At 46.3% G+C, this 17847-nt stretch carries 17 protein-coding genes; all 17 read left to right on the forward strand.

What is annotated here, in order from left to right; genetic code table 11:
* Positions 1–67 precede the first annotated feature (67 nt).
* The 17 genes from ACMXD4_RS08735 to ACMXD4_RS08815 all read left to right on the forward strand — a co-directional run bounded on the left by ACMXD4_RS08735 (position 68) and on the right by ACMXD4_RS08815 (position 17838).
* A complete protein-coding gene (locus tag ACMXD4_RS08735; protein ID WP_171695815.1) occupies positions 68–697 on the forward strand; it encodes a methyltransferase domain-containing protein in 630 nt (209 codons plus the stop codon).
* A 2-nt stretch (positions 698–699) separates the two neighbouring features.
* A complete protein-coding gene (locus tag ACMXD4_RS08740; RefSeq protein ID WP_033155229.1) occupies positions 700–1365 on the forward strand; it encodes an acetyltransferase in 666 nt (221 codons plus the stop codon).
* On the forward strand, positions 1362–2282 hold the full coding sequence (locus tag ACMXD4_RS08745) for a hypothetical protein (RefSeq protein WP_171695814.1): 921 nt from the start codon (positions 1362–1364) through the stop codon (positions 2280–2282). The genes ACMXD4_RS08740 and ACMXD4_RS08745 overlap by 4 nt, the downstream gene beginning before the upstream one ends.
* Before the next feature lies 1 nt (position 2283).
* Entirely contained in the window at positions 2284–2709 is a 426-nt protein-coding gene (locus tag ACMXD4_RS08750) for a GtrA family protein (protein ID WP_033155741.1), read from the forward strand.
* Complete coding sequence (locus ACMXD4_RS08755; RefSeq protein ID WP_171695813.1) at positions 2706–3575, forward strand: class I SAM-dependent methyltransferase; 870 nt, start codon at positions 2706–2708, stop codon at positions 3573–3575. The genes ACMXD4_RS08750 and ACMXD4_RS08755 overlap by 4 nt, the downstream gene beginning before the upstream one ends.
* A gap of 3 nt (positions 3576–3578) precedes the next feature.
* Positions 3579–4730 carry a dTDP-4-amino-4,6-dideoxygalactose transaminase gene (gene rffA / locus ACMXD4_RS08760; RefSeq protein ID WP_253734455.1) on the forward strand — a complete coding sequence of 384 codons (1152 nt, stop codon included), beginning with the start codon at positions 3579–3581 and terminating at the stop codon, positions 4728–4730.
* 51 nt (positions 4731–4781) lie between these two features.
* A complete protein-coding gene (locus ACMXD4_RS08765) occupies positions 4782–5795 on the forward strand; it encodes a glycosyltransferase family 2 protein (RefSeq protein WP_171695812.1) in 1014 nt (337 codons plus the stop codon).
* Positions 5796–5866: 71 nt separating this feature from the next.
* Positions 5867–7168, forward strand: a complete 1302-nt coding sequence (locus tag ACMXD4_RS08770; protein ID WP_033155226.1) for a lipopolysaccharide biosynthesis protein — start codon at positions 5867–5869, stop codon at positions 7166–7168.
* A 7-nt stretch (positions 7169–7175) separates the two neighbouring features.
* Positions 7176–8207, forward strand: a complete 1032-nt coding sequence (locus tag ACMXD4_RS08775; RefSeq protein ID WP_171695811.1) for a glycosyltransferase family 2 protein — start codon at positions 7176–7178, stop codon at positions 8205–8207.
* A gap of 136 nt (positions 8208–8343) precedes the next feature.
* Positions 8344–9114, forward strand: coding sequence for a glycosyltransferase family 2 protein (locus ACMXD4_RS08780; RefSeq protein WP_171695810.1), 771 nt, complete (start codon positions 8344–8346; stop codon positions 9112–9114).
* A gap of 111 nt (positions 9115–9225) precedes the next feature.
* A complete protein-coding gene (gene yegQ / locus ACMXD4_RS08785; protein WP_171695809.1) occupies positions 9226–10581 on the forward strand; it encodes a tRNA 5-hydroxyuridine modification protein YegQ in 1356 nt (451 codons plus the stop codon).
* Positions 10582–10595: 14 nt separating this feature from the next.
* Entirely contained in the window at positions 10596–11081 is a 486-nt protein-coding gene (gene rraA / locus ACMXD4_RS08790; RefSeq protein ID WP_171695808.1) for a ribonuclease E activity regulator RraA, read from the forward strand.
* 37 nt (positions 11082–11118) lie between these two features.
* Positions 11119–12075, forward strand: coding sequence for a 4-hydroxy-3-methylbut-2-enyl diphosphate reductase (ispH, locus tag ACMXD4_RS08795; protein ID WP_033155221.1), 957 nt, complete (start codon positions 11119–11121; stop codon positions 12073–12075).
* Positions 12076–12100: 25 nt separating this feature from the next.
* A complete protein-coding gene (locus tag ACMXD4_RS08800; RefSeq protein WP_033155220.1) occupies positions 12101–12457 on the forward strand; it encodes a rhodanese-like domain-containing protein in 357 nt (118 codons plus the stop codon).
* Positions 12450–12848: an RNA-binding S4 domain-containing protein gene (locus tag ACMXD4_RS08805; RefSeq protein WP_033155219.1), complete on the forward strand. Its 399-nt coding sequence runs from the start codon at positions 12450–12452 to the stop codon at positions 12846–12848. Before ACMXD4_RS08800 ends, ACMXD4_RS08805 begins: the two co-directional genes overlap by 8 nt.
* Before the next feature lie 234 nt (positions 12849–13082).
* Complete coding sequence (locus ACMXD4_RS08810; RefSeq protein ID WP_415880502.1) at positions 13083–14873, forward strand: hypothetical protein; 1791 nt, start codon at positions 13083–13085, stop codon at positions 14871–14873.
* A 22-nt stretch (positions 14874–14895) separates the two neighbouring features.
* Positions 14896–17838, forward strand: coding sequence for a DUF748 domain-containing protein (locus tag ACMXD4_RS08815; protein WP_415880503.1), 2943 nt, complete (start codon positions 14896–14898; stop codon positions 17836–17838).
* Positions 17839–17847: the final 9 nt, after the last annotated feature.

Below are 17847 nucleotides of genomic sequence, written 5' to 3' on the forward strand. Positions count from 1 at the left end.
ACTGCTCGCAACGATGCGGTTATTTTTGATTCATACATTTGTTTAATAGTTTAGATTGCCCGATATCATGACTGCTGAAAAACTAATTAAAGACATAGGGAATTACTACGGTAGAAAGATCGTCGAGCATGGGGTAAGTCCTAAGGGTGTGGACTGGAATGGAGAGGCTAGCCAAGTTTTGCGGTTCAGTCAATTATGTAAATTGCTTGACGCGGGTGCCTGCGATGAGTTTTCTATAACCGATTATGGTTGTGGTTATGCCGCATTGGCGGACTATTTGGCAGCTCGTTTCGAAAAATTTGAGTACCTCGGATACGATGTCTCCGCTGAAATGATCGATGCTGCGAGGATAGAGCATTGCGATCAGTCAAATGTTAGGTTTAATGTTGGAAGTCAAATACTAGAAGTCACAGATTATTGTTTGGCAAGCGGCGTTTTTAACGTCAAGCTTGAGTATTCAGACGATACTTGGATTGATTATATTCATACGACTTTGGATGCTATGTCCCAATATGCCAGTCGAGGATTTGCCTTTAATTGTCTTACCGCTTATTCGGACGCAGATAAGATGCGCGATTACCTCTATTATGCGGACCCGTGTGCCTTGTTTGATTTGTGTAAGCGCCGCTATTCGCGAAATGTGGCTTTGCTGCATGATTATGGGCTGTATGAGTTCACGATATTGGTAAGGAAATAATTATGAAGAATCGGCTTGTAATTTTCGGTTGCGGTGAAATAGCACAGCTTGCCTATTTTTATTTCAGTAATGACTCAGATTATGAAGTCGTGGCTTTTACAGTTGACAGGGCATATATAACGGACTCATTTTTTTGCGGTCTTCCAGTCGTGGCATTTGAAGATATTATTCTGCAGTATAGCCCAGAAGAGTATGAATGTTTTATCGCACTTAGTTACTCGAAACTAAATGCAGTTCGTAAGGAAAAGTATTCGTCGGCCAAAGCAAAAGGATACCAGTTAGCAAGTTATGTTAGTAGCAGGGCTACAATTTTAAACGAGGGGCGAATTGGCGATAACTGTTTTATTTTTGAAGATAACACAATTCAGCCTTACGTTACGATTGGTAATAACGTAACACTTTGGAGCGGCAATCACATCGGTCATCACTCTACTATTAAAGATCATTGTTTCATCGCCTCTCATGTCGTTATTTCTGGAGGGGTCGAAATTGGGGAGCAATGTTTCGTTGGTGTTAACGCGACAATCAGAGATCACATTAAAATTGGCGAAAAATGCGTTATTGGAGCTGGAGCATTGTTGCTCGTGAATGCTGAACCCGAAGGTGTTTACATGGGAATGGCAACAGATCGATCAAAAATTCCAAGTACCAGATTAAGGGGAATATGAATAGCAAATGGCAAAAGCTAGGACTGCTCTACAGTACCCCTAGCAACGGGCTTCATCCCAAACTCATGACCCATGCTTCAAATCCTCTGCCCGTGTTACTGAAAGATGATGTATACCGTATTTTTTTTAGCGGCAGAGATGCGAATAATCGCTCTTCGGTTGGTGCAGTTGATATCGATATCCTAACACGCGAACTTGTTTGTGAGCATAGTGAACCCTTTTTTGTACATGGACCTGAGGGTTGTTTTTATGCTGACGGCGTTAGCATCGGTAATTGCTATGAGGTTAATGGGATAACCTATATGCTTTTTATGGGTTGGCAGACGCCTAAACAGGGGCATTGGCGGGGCGATATTGGTAGATTGATTTTAAAGCCGGATTGGAGTTTAGAGCTAGATTCTGATATTCCTCTAATGGGATCTGATGATGTTGATCCCATAAGTCTTTCTTATCCTTGGGTCCAAAAGGATGAGGACGGTTATAGCATGTGGTATAGCTCAGTTACAACTTGGGATATTGGCAATGGAGAAATGTTAGCTCCGATCAAATACGCTTCTTCTCATGACGGACACAAATGGAATCGTAAAGGGTTAGCAATACCTTACGAAATTGGAAGAGCGCAAGCCTTTTCTAGGCCCACAGTTATAGGTGATTTAGAAAACGGATTTAAGATGTGGTTCTCCTATCGAAGCGATATTGGAGGTAAATACCGAATTGGATATTCTTTTAGTAATGATGGAAAGCAGTGGGAGTTATCCTTGGCAGACGCGGGCATTGATGTTTCTATTTATGGATGGGATTCTGAAATGATTGAGTATCCATTTGTTTTTGAGCACAAAGGCCATCGATATATGCTCTATAACGGCAATGGCTTTGGCAAGACAGGGTTTGGATTGGCTGTTTTAACTTATGGGTAATATGTCTTTGCCACAAAAGAGAAGTCGAAGTTCAGTAAAACAATTATTTCGCTACGGAGTTGTTGGAGTTTTCAGTAACTCGGTGGGTTATATGGTTTATTTACTGGTTACTTATTTTGGAGGGGCTCCTAAGATAACCATGACTTGTCTATATGCTGTTGGGGCTGTTATTGGCTTTATTGGCAACCGTAAACTGACATTCGCGCACTCGGGAAGTTTGCTTGGAGCCGGAGTCCGTTACGCAATTGTACATTGCGTAGGATATTTTATTAACCTTGGGATACTTATCGTAATGGTTGATAAGCTTGGATACCCACATGAGTTAGTTCAAGCGGCGGCGATTTTTATCGTGGCTTTGTTCCTTTTTTTTACATTCAAGTTTTTCGTTTTTACGGCTTCTGGAAGTGTTAATGCGGGTAAGGTATGAGACATTGCTTAGCTTGTAACTCGCAATATGATACTAAAAACTCTAACTGTTTAAGTTGTGGATTTAGCCCCTGCAATATAGACGGTTTTGATTCTTACGCGCCTGATTATGCTCGTGGTGGCGGAGGCTTTAAGGCAAGTTATTTTTCGGAGTTAGCTTGTCTTGAATCATCTAATTTCTGGTTCCAATCGAGAAATAAAATAATTTTGTGGGCGTTGAAAAAATACTCTCCAAGCTTAAGAGATTTTCTTGAAATAGGTTGTGGTACTGGTTTTGTGTTGAGCGCAATTCAAAATTCTTTTCCAGATGTGGCAGTTAATGGAAGCGAAATTTTCGTCGAAGGGCTAGGATTTGCTGCGAAGCGAGTTCCTTCAGCTAATCTCATGCAAATGGATGCTCGGCAAATTCCCTTTATGGATGAATTTGATGCTATTGGAGCTTTCGATGTACTCGAACACATCAAAGAAGATGAGCTTGTTCTTAGTCAGATTCGTAAGGCATTGAAGTCCAAAGGAGTGCTATTGCTCACTGTGCCTCAGCATGCGTGGTTATGGAGCGTTGCTGACGAATATGCACTTCATGAACGTCGTTATTCTGCTATAGAGATTTATAAAAAGGTAGAGATGGCGGGGTTTAGAATCGTCAGAAGTACGTCTTTTGTGTCTTTGATTTTGCCTGCGATGATATTTTCTAGGTTTTTTAAAAAGAATATGGACGAGAAATTTGATCCCACATCTGAGCTTAAAATTGATCCTTGGTTGAATATATTATTCGCTAGCTTGTTAAGGATTGAGCTTGCAGGGATAAAGTTTGGAATGAATTATCCCTTAGGTGGATCCCGACTTATAGTTGCTACGAAGATTTAAAGTATGAAAAATATGAAAAATACTATTCCTTTTAATTGGCCTTATATGACAGGCAAGGAGTTGTACTATATAGCCGAAGCTCATTTCAATGGAAGCTTGGCTGGTGATGGGCCTTTTACCAAGAGATGTCATGGCTGGATAGAGGAGCGTACCCATTGTAGTAAAGCTTTATTAACTCACTCATGCACGGCTGCGCTGGAGATGGCTGCATTACTATTGGATATTCAGCCTGGTGACGAGATCATTATGCCGTCTTATACCTTTGTTTCAACGGCCAATGCCTTTGTGTTACGTGGTGGCGTGCCAGTTTTTGTGGATATCCGAGAGGATACCTTGAATCTGGACGAGCGATTGATCGAATCAGCTATTACGCCGCGAACGAAGGCGATTGTACCAGTTCATTACGCTGGGGTTGGGTGCGAAATGGACACAATTATGGCTATTTCTAAGCGCCATGATCTTAAGGTTGTAGAGGATGCCGCGCAAGGTGTCATGGCTAGTTATAAAGGGAGCATGTTAGGAAGCATCGGTGATCTTGGGACATATAGCTTTCATGAAACCAAGAATGTTATATCTGGAGAGGGTGGAGCTATATTAGTGAACGATCCTGACCTAGCATTGCGTGCCGAAATTGTTCGAGAAAAGGGTACTGATCGCAGTCGTTTTTTCCGTGGTGAAGTTGATAAATATACCTGGCAAGAAGTTGGCTCATCATTTTTGCCTGGTGAATTGATCGCTGCTTTTCTCTGGGCTCAGCTTGAAGATTCTGAGCGCATAACACATGAGCGGCTGGTAAGCTGGCAGCGTTACCATGAGATATTGGAGCCTCTCGAATCGAAAGGTGTTCTACGCCGACCTATTGTCCCTGATAGTTGTCAACATAATGCCCATATGTACTACGTGCTATTGGCTTCTGATATTGATCGGCAACAAGTATTGAATGAGTTCAAACGTAATGACATCACGTCAGTGTTTCACTATGTTCCGTTGCATTCTTCGCCGGCTGGGGAACGATATGGAAGAGTTCACGGCGAACTTGATGTTACCAATTCGCGCTCAGAAAAATTGATACGTTTGCCGCTTTGGGTTGGACTTACTTCGGAGCAGCAAAGACGAGTTGTGGATGTGCTGGAATATGTTACGAGCAAGGGGTAGATTTTGCCTGCTATGTGTTTACTTCATTGAAAATTAATTGATGAGGCAAGCATGACCAACTTTGGGCAATGGAATAATCAACTACTGGAGCCAGTATTGATTACCTATAATAGGGCCTCGTGCTTAAAAGAAACATTGCAAACTTTTCTCGATGCCGGTCTGACAGAGATGCGTCTGCATGTTCTGGATAATGCATCGACAGATGAGACAGGTGATGTTGTGGCTGCATATCAGGAGCAATGGCCTAACCTGAAATATCATCGTAACAAATATAATATTGGCGGTAACGGTAATATTTTGCGAGCGGTGGAAATAACTGATTCAAAATATTGCTGGATTATAGGTGATGATGATGACTGGCACCTGGAATATGTTATAGATTTAATTTATGCGCTGGAAAATAGTGATGCCGATATTATTCGTTTGGGTTGGCTGGTAGAGGATAAACATAGAGGTCAGCTTATCAGTGCACTGGATTTGGCTGAAAATGAATCGTTATTCTTTGCTAGTATTAGCATGATTTCCGCAACAATAACTAGGCGTTCTATTTTGGCGGCTTATTTGCCAAATTCTTACATGAATATTGGCGATGCTTACCCTCAATTAGTACCCGCCATCCTTGCCGTGCAACAAACACCTCTCCTTGTTTATAGTACCAAAAATAACTTAATGACACATACTCCAAATACCGGCCCAGGATATTATTTCGGTGATTTGGAATGGTATGCTGCTTGGTTTAGAACCAGTAGGTTTTTAACGGATACAAAGCTCCGGATAAAATTTATTGGGGAAATTACTCGGTATATGACAAGAGACAGGAATAATAAGAACGGCTGTTTGTGGTTGGTTAAAGTAGCCTTAAATTACAAGGCCCAAGGTATAAATCAATTCAATTATTTGTTGTCTATGCTGGCATATGGTGATGGTTGGCGCGGTCGCATCCTAATCGTATTGCTGGTCTATTGCTTAATGCCCGGCCGTTTGGCAGGAGGCTTGCGGCGATTTTATCGTAAGCTTTTTAATTTACCCGAGAGAACTTTAACTATTGATCGATCCAGGCTTTGATTTTTTTGCCGAATTGAATTTATAACTAGCCAATCCATTCATTGGATACAGGGAACCCGAGGCAAAACTATATGCAGGTCGATAAGAAAACGTTAGCAGTTTTAGCGCAACGCGGCTGGCAGGCTGGCGCTGGCCTGATTACGCTGTTTTGCATTGCACGATATTTATCGCCTGCTGAACAGGGCTACTACTACACCTTTGCCAGTCTCGCCGGCTTGCAGGCGTTATTGGATATGGGTCTGTCCACCATACTGGTGCAGCAGGCGGCGCATGAATTTGCCGAATTGACTTGGTTGCCGCATGGGGCGGTCGTTGGTAAAAATGTCGGCCGCTATCTGGCTCTGACTAAAAAAGCGTTGTGTTGGTATGGTGTTTCAGGACTGCTGTTTTTGTTGGTTTATCCGGGCGGTTTGTATTTCTTTAGTCATCGGCCCCAGGAGTCGGATTTAGCCTGGCAGCAACCTTGGTTGGTTCTAGTTGTCAGTACCGCAGTAGGTTTGGCCTTATTACCGGTTTTGGCTATAGTGGAAGGCAGCGGTAAAGTTGTGGAGGTCTATTCGCTGCGCTTGGTGCAAGGTATTGTTGGCGCTATCGCCATTTGGTTTACCCTAATGCAGGGGGGCGGTCTTTATGCGGTCGCTATGATGCCCGCATCGGCTGCCTTGATTGCTTTGGTATGGGCACTATTTCGCTATCCGAAACTATGGGTGTCAGCGTTGTTTGGAATTTCTGGAGACTTCGGTTGGTGGCGAGAGCTTTGGCCGATGCAATGGCGTTTGGGAATCAGTTGGCTCTGCGGGTATTTTTTAACGCAGATGCATACTCCGCTATTGTTTCAAACTCAGAATGCTGTGGTTGCAGGGCAAATGGGTGTCACCATGACCGTTTGCAACATGTTGGGTTTGTTAAGTTTAGCTTGGATGACGAGCCGAATCCCCGTGTTAGCGAAAGCTGCCGGTCAACAGGATTGGGATTTACTGGACAAGGAATTCAAAAAGGGTTTTAAACGTTCACTTGCGGTATTTGTCCTGGGGGCGGTGTTTTTTGTTTTGATTCGCTATGCGGCCGATTACACGGCGTATGGCGTAAGATTTTTACCGTTTTGGGAAACTTTTGTTCTCATCGGTGCAATTTTGTTTGCCCATATTTCCGGATTGTTAGCTATCTATCTCAGGGCGCACCGTAAGGAGCCCTTTCTTTGGTTGTCCTTGTCAGGAGCGTTGTTGACCGTTGGTGGCTCGGTTTGGCTGGCGCCAAGTTTGGGTTCGGCGGGTATTGTGCTGGTGTTGTTTTTAGTGAATGTTGGGTTCGGTTTTCCGACATCGCTGGTGATGTGGGTAATGCTTCGTAAAAAGTGGCACGCGATAATATAATAAAAATATGAATAAAGAGAATAGGCCCTTGCTAACTATTGCCATTCCAACTTGGAATAGGGCAAATTATTTAGTTAAGAATATCGAACAAATTGTATCTCAGCTTGGTGAATTAACTTATCCAATAGAGATTTTAGTATCCGACAACTGTTCCAGCGATAATACTAAAGACTGCGTCGACGAGTTTTTAAACAAAGGACTTCCGATACGATATATAAGAAACTCGGAGAACATAGGTCCTGATCTAAATATTGCACAATGCTTTAATCAGGCGGCTGGGCAATACGTTTTAATTTTTGGCGATGATGACTTACTGATAGATGGCTCGTTAAAACATCTGGAAAGTTTATTGGCGCGTAAAAATTATGGTGTGGTGTCAGTCCGAGCATATGGTTACGACTTCGACTTTAGGGCTGAATACCCTGGCGGTAGCGAGAAATTGTACGAATTTGCAAACTCAAACGAGTTTATTGTCAAGTTAGGTAAGTTTTCGACGTTGATTTCCGTGAATATAATATCCAAGGATTATTTGCAAGGTGTCGATGCTAACGATTACTGCGGAACCAATCTGGTACACATTGATTTAATTTACAGTGCTGCTTTAAAGGCGCCTGTTAATCTATATGTAGACAGCTATTTGGTGGCTTATAAGCGTAATAATAGCGGCGGGTACTCCTTTTCCGACGTGTTCGTTGATAAGTTTGGCGCTATTGTTGATAAATATATTGATAGTGGATTATCCGTCGGTACTAAATATAAACTCGAATCGGATATGCTGATAGGCTATTATCCATACTACGTGTTAAGGTTGCGGTTGCAGGGAACTGAAGATTTGAGTATTGCCTATTCACGATTTAATGCCAGATTTTCTCAGCATTGGACTTTTCATTGTTTTGTCGCGCCAATTTTTAAGCTGCCAAAAGGATTGGCAATAATTTACGGTGCTATGTCGGTTTTTATCGGAAGAGTGTTGACTGGCGACTTCAGACGTGGTTGCGCTTTTGTTTGGGTACGGTTGGGCAAATTTATTAGGCATTAGTGTTCTGGCTTATGAGTAATTGTTTTTATTAAAGATTGATAAAGTTCACCTTATTAACATACCGATGATTTCTTTTTGCTAAAGGTGGAGACGGCTATTAATTGTTTCAAGATTCTTAAGTATTTATCTCAAGTCAATGAAAATATCAATTGTCACCGTATCTTATAATGCGGCTGAGTTTATTCACGATAATTTGCAGTCAGTATCGAGGCAGAATTTTAATAACATCGAGCATATCGTCATTGATGGTGGCTCAACCGATGGCACCGTCGATGTGGTGTGTAAATACGGTCAGCATCTGGCCAAGTTTATTTCCGAACCTGATCACGGTATTTACGATGCGATGAATAAAGGTATTTTTCTGGCGTCCGGTGATGTCATAGGTACACTGAACGCCGACGATGTGTATGCGGATGACACGATATTATCCCAAGTCGCCGACATTTTTTCTGACCCTACTGTAGACGTCTGCTACGCAGATTTGTTGTATGTCGATAGGTACGATGCTTCAAAAATTGTTCGATATTGGACTTCTTGTAACTATCGTAGCGGTTTATTCGAAAAAGGTTGGATGCCGGCGCATCCCACTTTTTTTGTGCGTCGCCGCCTCTATGAGCAGTTGGGCGGATTCGATTTACAGTTTTCCAGACAAGCAGACTTTGAGTTGACTATGCGATTTCTAGCCGTGAATAAGGTTAAGGCTGTTTATATTCCCAAAATCTGGATAAAAATGCGGATCGGCGGTATTTCCAATAATAGTCTGATCGGCATTATCAAAGGAAACATAGAAGCTTATTACGCTTGCCGAAAGAATAACCTGCCCGTGCGAATGCCGATGTTTATTTTACGTAAGGTTCTTTCCCGGATGCCGCAGTTTTTTAATAGACCGACTGTCCCCGTTAAGTAGTTCCGCGTTCGTTCCGGCCAAGATTTACGGGTTCTTTGGTCAATGCTTCCGATACCCTGGAGCCGTTGATAATTTGCTAGAATGCCTGTTAGCTCATTTTTTAGTACAGACATGAAACACATCGAACTCCTCTCCCCCGCCGGCACCATTCGTAATATGCGGTACGCCTTTGCGTTTGGCGCTGATGCGGTTTATGCCGGGCAGCCGCGTTATAGCCTGCGTGTGCGCAACAACGATTTTATGGCCGACAACCTAGCCAAAGGCATAGCCGAAGCGCATCAGTTGGGTAAGAAATTCTTTCTGGCCGCCAATGTCATTCCGCATAATGCCAAGATTAAAACGTTCTTGAAAGACATGGCGCCGATCATTGCGATGCAGCCGGATGCGTTGATCATGGCCGATCCTGGCTTGATCATGATGACGCGGGAACAATGGCCGGAGATGCCGATTCATTTGTCGGTACAAGCTAACACGGTGAATTACGCCAGTGTCAGATTCTGGAAAAGCATGGGTGTGGAGCGGGTGATTTTGTCGCGGGAGTTATCGCTGGATGAGATTGCCGAAATCCGCCAACAATGTCCAGATATGGAGCTCGAAGTATTTGTACATGGTGCGTTGTGTATTGCCTATTCCGGTCGCTGCTTGCTGTCCGGTTACTTCAATCATCGCGATCCGAATCAAGGTACTTGTACCAATTCCTGCCGGTGGAAATACGATACTAAGCCGGCTGTGGAAAATGCGGAAGGCGATTATTTGCTGGCTGATAGTACGGTCATTTCGATGAATGATTTGAATGCCGGGCTCAATACCGCCAGTTGCGGTGGCGCCGACCGGCATCCTTTGGCAGACAATATCTATTTCCTTGAAGAAGAAGGCCGCCCAGGCGAATTGTTGCCGGTGATGGAAGACGAAAACGGTACGTACATCATGAATTCCAAAGACTTGCGGGCGATTGAGCACGTGCAGCGCTTGGTGGAAATCGGTATCGACAGCCTGAAGATCGAAGGCCGTACCAAATCGCATTTTTACGTAGCGCGCACTGCGCAGACTTATCGGCAAGCGATAGACGACGCATTGGCGGGCCGGCCGTTTCAGCCCGAGTTGTTGGGGATTTTGGATAACTTGGCGAATCGCGGTTATACAGACGGTTTTTATCAGCGCCACCATACCCACGAACATCAAAACTACCTATCCGGTTATTCCAAAAGTCACCAGCAGCAATTTTGCGGCGAAATTACCCATTACGACACCGAAACGGGTTGGGCGGACATTAGCGTCAAAAACAAGTTTTCGCTGGGCGACAAGTTGGAGTTAATCCTGCCGCAGGGGAATCGGGATATAACTGTGGAGAATATGGTCGATAAATACGGCCAGCCCATGCAGGAAGCGTCTGGGGGCGGTTATGAAGTGAAAATTCCACTGCCTGATGCTGATTGCCAGTACGGACTGCTGGCGCGTTATTACTAGCCTTTGGAGGCTGTATGTCATTTCTTACCAGCGCATTATGTGATCGTTTTTCCGCCCAAGAAAATTTTCAAATTGCCGAGCCATTGTTCCGGTATTTCGGCGGTAAAACCCAGTTCAGCGGGCAAATCACGACTTTAAAAGTGTTCGAAGACAACACTTTGGTGCGGACCGTGCTGGAAGAAAAAGTCAATGATCGGGTGCTGGTTATCGACGGCGGCGGCTCAAAGCGTTGCGCCTTGTTGGGGGATACTTTGACTGCTTTGGCGGTCGAAAATGGCTGGCAGGGTATCGTCGTTTACGGCAGTATTCGCGGTTCGGAAGCGATCAACAAAATGCCGATTGGTGTGGTGGCTCTGAACACTCACCCGCTTTGCAGCAGTAAGCACGGACATGGACATCGGGATTCGATGATCACTTTTGCCGGCGTCAATTTCAAAAAAGATCACTATCTTTACGCCGATAGCGACGGAATTATCGTCTCGGAAACAAAATTGGATTAAAATCGTTTTGTCTTAACCAAGTAAAATACTCAAGAATATGCAAATCGTACTCGCAAACCCTCGTGGATTCTGTGCCGGCGTAGACCGGGCTATTGAAATTGTCGATCAAGCGATCGATACCTTCGGTGCACCGATTTATGTGCGGCACGAAGTGGTGCATAACCGTACGGTAGTCGATGGCTTGAAGGAAAAAGGCGCGATTTTTATCGAAGAACTCAGTGACGTGCCGGTGGGGTCGTACCTGATTTTTAGCGCTCACGGTGTGTCCAAGCAGGTCCAAAAGGAAGCGGAAGAGCGCAAGTTAACCGTGTTCGACGCGACTTGTCCGTTGGTTACCAAAGTGCACATGCAAGTAGCCAAACATGCCAAACAGGATAGAGAAGTGATTCTGATCGGCCATGCCGGTCATCCTGAGGTTGAAGGCACTATGGGACAGTACGACAAATGCACCGAGCATGGCGATATTTATCTGGTTGAAACCCCGGATGATGTGAAAAACCTGAGAGTGAATAATCCGGATAATTTGGCTTACGTCACGCAGACCACATTGTCCATGACCGACACCAAAATAATGGTCGACGCATTGCGTGAGCAGTTTCCGTCCATCAAAGAACAGAAAAAAGACGATATTTGCTACGCTACCCAAAACCGCCAGGACGCAGTTCACGATCTGGCAAAGATTTCGGATCTGATTTTAGTGGTGGGTTCGCCGAACAGCTCCAACTCCAACCGCTTGCGGGAAATCGCCGAACAGCTGGGTAAACAGGCGTTTTTGATCGATACCTACAAGGATTTGAAACAAGAGTGGCTGGAGGGCATCAACGTAGTCGGCGTGACTGCTGGGGCGTCCGCGCCTGAAGTGTTGGTGCAGGAAGTCATTAATCAACTCAAAGAGTGGGGCGGCGAAACCACCCAGGTTCGTGAAAACAAAGGTATAGAAGAAAAAGTAGTCTTCTCGATTCCGAAAGAATTGAAAAAACATATGGAAGCTTAATTCCGTTTCCGACTGGAGAATTTTTATGAGCCTTACTGCCCAAGAACTGGTGGCTGCCGCCAAACAACAGATTACCGAAATCGACGTGGCGACTGCGCAAGCGCGCTTGAGCAGTTTATTGCTGGATGTGCGCGAGCCAGCCGAGTACGCCGCCGGACATTTGCCGGGGGCTGTTAATATTCCTCGTGGCTTGTTGGAATTTAAGATCGATACCCATCCGGATTTTCAAGGTCGGCAACATGCGGACATAGTGGTTTATTGCCAGACCGGCGGACGTTCGGCATTGGCTACTCAGGTCTTGAATCAAATGGGTTATAGCGGTGCGGTTAGCATGGCGGGCGGTTTTAAAGCCTGGACGGAGAGTGGTTTAAGCGTTGAGTGAGTTAAACCAAGTCCGCATCGATAAGTGGTTATGGGCCGCGCGTTTTTTCAAGACGCGCGGTCTGGCCGGTGATGCAGTCAGCGGTGGCAAAGTGCACGTCAACGGCCAGCGCTGCAAGCCGGGCAAGGAAGTGAAAATCGGCGATTTGATTAGCGTCACCAAAGACCAATACACTTGGGAGCTTACGGTGACTGATTTGAATAATCAACGCCGTCCGGCTAAAGAGGCTGTGGCGCTTTACAGCGAAGACCAAGCCAGTATCGATAAGCGGCTTAAGCAAATCGAGTTACACAAGCAGCAGCAAGCCTTGCTGCATCCGTCGGAGCGCGAGCATAAACCCAACAAAAAACAACGCCGGCAAATCCATCGCTTCAAACAGGACGCGCTCTAAGCACTATTGGCGCGTCGAACAAAACAATAGCCACAAAACACACTTCAATTTATCATTCCCGGCTAACTTGCATGGAATTAGTGCTTGAATAGCGTCTATCCGCGGCATCAAGATGCCTTAGGATAAATTTTATCGAATCACGATTAAGCGGCGCCTAAGAACTCGATTCTACATTTAAACGATACTGCATCGGGCACATGCCTGCCTGGGTTTCGCGACACCATAGGATATTTAATGTCGATACGTTGTTTTTCAGTCCTGACTACTGCATTGCTAACCAGCGGTTTCCTAGCCGGTTGCGCCACAACCCGGCAAATTGCCGTCGATTATCCCAAAACCGAGTCTTTACCGATTAAGCCGCTACGCGGTCAATCTATGGTGAGCGGTGACGACTACTATGTACAATTGGTCTCCGACTTTGATTTCAAAGGGGATAACGCCCTGAAAGGCGGTTGCAGCGATGTCGGTGGTCATTACGAAAACGGTGACCTGTCCGCGGCGCTAGTATTCAGTGTGCATAACGATGCCTTAAAACTGAAGCGCGAAGCCAGCGGCTTTTTGTACCAAGCCACAACCGGCAAATGCAATTTCAAGCTGGAAACCAAAAAATCTTATCTGACCCCTTGGTTACGGCTCGATTCCAGCAAAGACACCCTGATCGAATACAACTTTCTGACCAGTAACAGCCACGAAGCCAATCTTTCCCAATTAATTAACGACGTGAATGCCGCCAGCAGTTTGTTCGCATTCACCGGTGTCGGCGCGGGTATGGCGGTGATGGGCAAGCTGGCCGGCAACTGGGTGGAGAGCAATCCGCAAGTGGTGGCCAAAACTCCCGCAGCCGGTACTTCTGGTAACGGTAAATACAGTTCCGAGACGCATTCTTTGCCTGCCAGTGTGGTACTTGCGGGGGACAGCAGTAGTTTCAATCAAATCCGTCTTGGCGTTTATGAGGTGGTTGAAGGTGGCTTGAGTGCTTGGTCTTCCGAAAGCAAACTGCTGGGCGAATTGCGGGTATACCCGGAAATTGTCTCCTCATTACTGTTGAAAACCTCGGGTGACCTGCCGCCCGACGCGCATGATTTGTCACTTGATGAGTTGTGGCGGATACCGATTCAAACGGCCAATGGCGAAGTCAGTTTGCGGCAGTTGATCGATCAAGTCGACCCGGCCGCGAAACCCAATCTGCAACCGGATTGGCAGAATTACCCGGATGTGGAAAGCCAATGCCGGCGCTTGAAGCTGGCGATGAAAGATTTGGGCTTCAATAAATTTGATCGCAATGCGGTGTTGTACTATTTCCTGAGCAAAACCTCGCCGGATTGGAAAAACTTTAATATCTCCGCGCAGCGGGCCATGACCGACGAAATCCGCCCCAAGTTGCTGGAACAATATCGGGCTAAGGACTTCGCCGGCTGTCTGGCGAGCGAAGACTACGCCGTCATGAAGAGCATGAAGCTAGCGGTTAACACCGAGCAGGATTGGGAGGCGCTGACCAACTCCCGGCAGAAAAAAGAAGGCGTCATCAACCCAATTCAATCGGCGGCGCGGCAATTTTTGTCGGCTTTGCAAAATCCCAACAAAGACGAAGCCGCTCGGCAGCTATACCCTTTATTAAATACCGAAAAAGGCGGGAACGGCACGGTGCTACTGCAAAACCATTTGGGCAACTTTGGTTTGGAAGCGCTACTGCAAGTGCCGACGGTTGCTGACGAAGGCGTGCTGATCAACGCCGCTCAGCTGGCGAGTGTGTTTAGCGGGCTCAATGTCGAGACTTACACTTGTGCGCGTCCGGCTCAAGATCAAGGCCAGCCTTTGGCGAATATCGGCATCATGCTGTTTGTCACCAAACCCGGCAGTCCGCGTGAAAAAGGCGGGGCTTTGGAGTTTGAGTTAGTGCAAGGCAAGATTGCCCGCCTGGCTTTTCAACATCCGTCCTTTCGAGATTTCGAACAAAACCTGGCCGATTATCCGGATCTCGGTGGATGCCGGATAGATGCCGATTTGTTGAATAAGCTGCACTAATTCCCAGCGTGTGGTGGTGACAATGAATCGAAAAAAAGGCTTGATCGCAGGATTGGGGCTTATTGCGCTTTTGGCGATCTACGCCTTCTTGGGGTTTTACCTGGTGCCGGCCCTGGCCTTAAAAAAACTGCCGGCTTTAATTCAGGAAGAAACCGGACAGCAAGCCCGGCTTTCGGCAATTCGCTTTAACCCCTTCAAATTCACACTGACCTTGGAAGGCTTTGCCCTGGCGGCGAAAGACGGCAAAGATCTGGCGGGTTTCGAGCGTTTATTTGTCGATTTGGACACCGTCGAGTCGGCAAAGCTGGGCGGTGTGGTTTTAGACGTCATTGATTTGCATAATCCGCAAGTCAATATCGAACGTCGCGCCGACGGCGTATTCAATTTTGCGGATATAAAAACCAAGCAATCAGAGTCGCAGCCTGACACAACAGACAGTGATGGCGAAAGCTTGGCGCTGTTGGTTCATCAAATCGCGGTCACAGAAGGACGAATAGGCTGGCAGGATGCTACCAGCGGTCAAGTGCTATCGGAAAACCTGTTACCGCTTAATCTATCACTCAACGAATTCAGCACTCAGGCGGCAAGCAGTGCGCCGGGCGAATTGAGTGTGGGTTTGGAATCGGGCGGCACTATCCAATGGCATGGCGATTTCTCGATTGCACCGCTGGCTTCTAAGGGTCAGTTGCAGTTGGAAAAAATAGGTCTGGCCAGAAGCTGGCAATTATTTTTGCAACAAATCCTGCCGGTGGAAATCGTCAACGGCGTGCTGGGTTTGCAAGTCGATTACACGCTTGCCCAAGCAGCGGATGGGATGCTCACAAAGCTAAGCAACGGCAATGTCGAGATCAAACAGCTGGAGATCACCGAGAACAATCACGGTAAGCCTTTAGTCAGCATACCGGCCTTGGCCGTCAACGGGATTAATGTCGATGTTAATCAGCAACAAGTTGAGATTGGTGCGGTATTCAGCAGCGATGCGGGGATTAGCGCATGGTTGCAAGCGGACGGTGTTGTCAATTATCAGGCTTTGTTTGCCGGAGATGCCGCAGCTCCAGCCACCACTCAACCATCGGTACCACCAGCAGTTGCGGAGGAGAGCAAGCCGTGGCTGGTTAATGTGGATGAGTTAGCACTGAACAACTACAACATTCATTTTACCGATTTCAGTCTGCCGAAGCCGCTGGAACTGCAACTGAGCGAGTTGAGTGGCAAGGTGCAAAAATTTAGCACCCAGGACAGTGGTAAATTGCCGGTGCAATTGAGCTGCAAGTTCAATAATACCGGCGGGTTGAAAGTGGACGGCGAGATGAGTTTGCAGCCTTTTGCGGGGACTTGGGCGCTGGATATTCACGATATTAATCTGAAAGTGTTCCAATCTTATCTGGACCCCTTTTTAAAACTGGAATTGGTGGATGGCGACTTCAGTGGTAAGGGCAATCTGCAATTAGCGGTGGCTGAGCAGCTGCAACTCACTTTTCAGGGCGACGCCAATTTAGAAGGTTTGGTGACTCGGGATCAGCTCAAGAACGTGGATTTCTTGAAATGGTCCAATCTCGAGGTGTCGGGAATAGATATCGATTTGGCGAAACAGGATTTCAAATTCGCCAAGGTAATGTTTGACCGTCCTTACCTGCGGTTTAATATCAAAAAGGATGGTAAAACCAATATCGACGATCTAATGCTGCCGCAAACACCCGCAAAACCAGCTCCGGCAGCTAAACCTCCTGCAAAACCGGCGGCCGGCAAATCCACCGAGCCGCGGGTCAGTATCGGTAAAATCGAACTGAAAGAGGGTAAGTCGGATTTCTCCGACTACTCCTTGATATTACCGTTCGTAGCGGCGATGAACAGTCTCAACGGCGAAGTCAGCGGGTTTTCCTCGGACAAAGATGCCGAGGCCAAGTTGGCTTTAAAAGGCAAGGTTTACGAGATGGCCTCGGTCGGTATCAAAGGCAAATATCAATTCGATACGGGGGATTCGGACATTGCCCTAAATTTTACCAACATGCCTTTGCCGTTGATTACGCCTTATATGGCTGAGTTTGCCGGCTACCGGATTGAGAAAGGCCAAATGGCCCTGGATTTGCGATACACCATCAAGCAGGCGCAGTTGGCAGTGCAGAATAAATTGCTCATCGATCAGTTGACCTTGGGTGAGCATGTGGAAAATCCGAATGCGGTGTCCTTGCCTTTGCATTTGGCGATTGCCTTGCTGAAAGATGCGGACGGCAAAATTAATCTGGATTTTCCCATCACCGGCAGTCTGGAAGATCCGAAATTCAGTATTGGTTCCTTGCTGGCCGATGTGTTGGTTAATCTGATCTCTAAAGTGGCGATGTCGCCGTTCAAAGCGCTGGGTTCGCTGCTCGATGATGACAAGGATTTTAGCGCGGTGGCTTTCGCACCGGGTAGCGCTGAATTGGCTGTCGAAGAATCCGCCAAACTGGATCAGCTTAATAAAGCCTTGCTCAGCAAACCCGAGTTGACCCTGGAAATCAAAGGTATTGCCTACCAAAACATGGATTGGCCTGCGATGCGCTTTGAAGCAGTAAAGGATGTATTGAAAAAAATGAAGTCCGGCGAGTTGCGCGACAAAGGTGAGAAAGTTCGGCACGAATACATCGAATTATCCGACGATGACTACAAGCGCTTGTTGGCCAAGTTTTTTGGCGAAGTCTTCCCGCAGGAGATGGACAGATCCTTATTGGGCAAGCCGCGGATCAAGGCTAATCCGGACTCTGACTTTTACCCGTTGGCGCAACAGAAGTTGGAAAGCATTTTTCCACCCGATCCGCAGCGTCTTAACGATCTGGCGATTGCCAGAGCCAATCATATCGCGCAGTATCTGGCCGAACCCGGCGGGATTAGCAAAGATAGGCTGTATCTGATGGCGACCGAGTTGAATCAGGCTGAAACAGCCGATGGGATTAAATCGGTGCTATCGTTGAGCGTTTCACAGTAAACGGAAGCT

The sequence above is a fragment of the Methylomonas sp. TEB genome (assembly GCF_047777895.1).
Lineage (GTDB): Bacteria > Pseudomonadota > Gammaproteobacteria > Methylococcales > Methylomonadaceae > Methylomonas.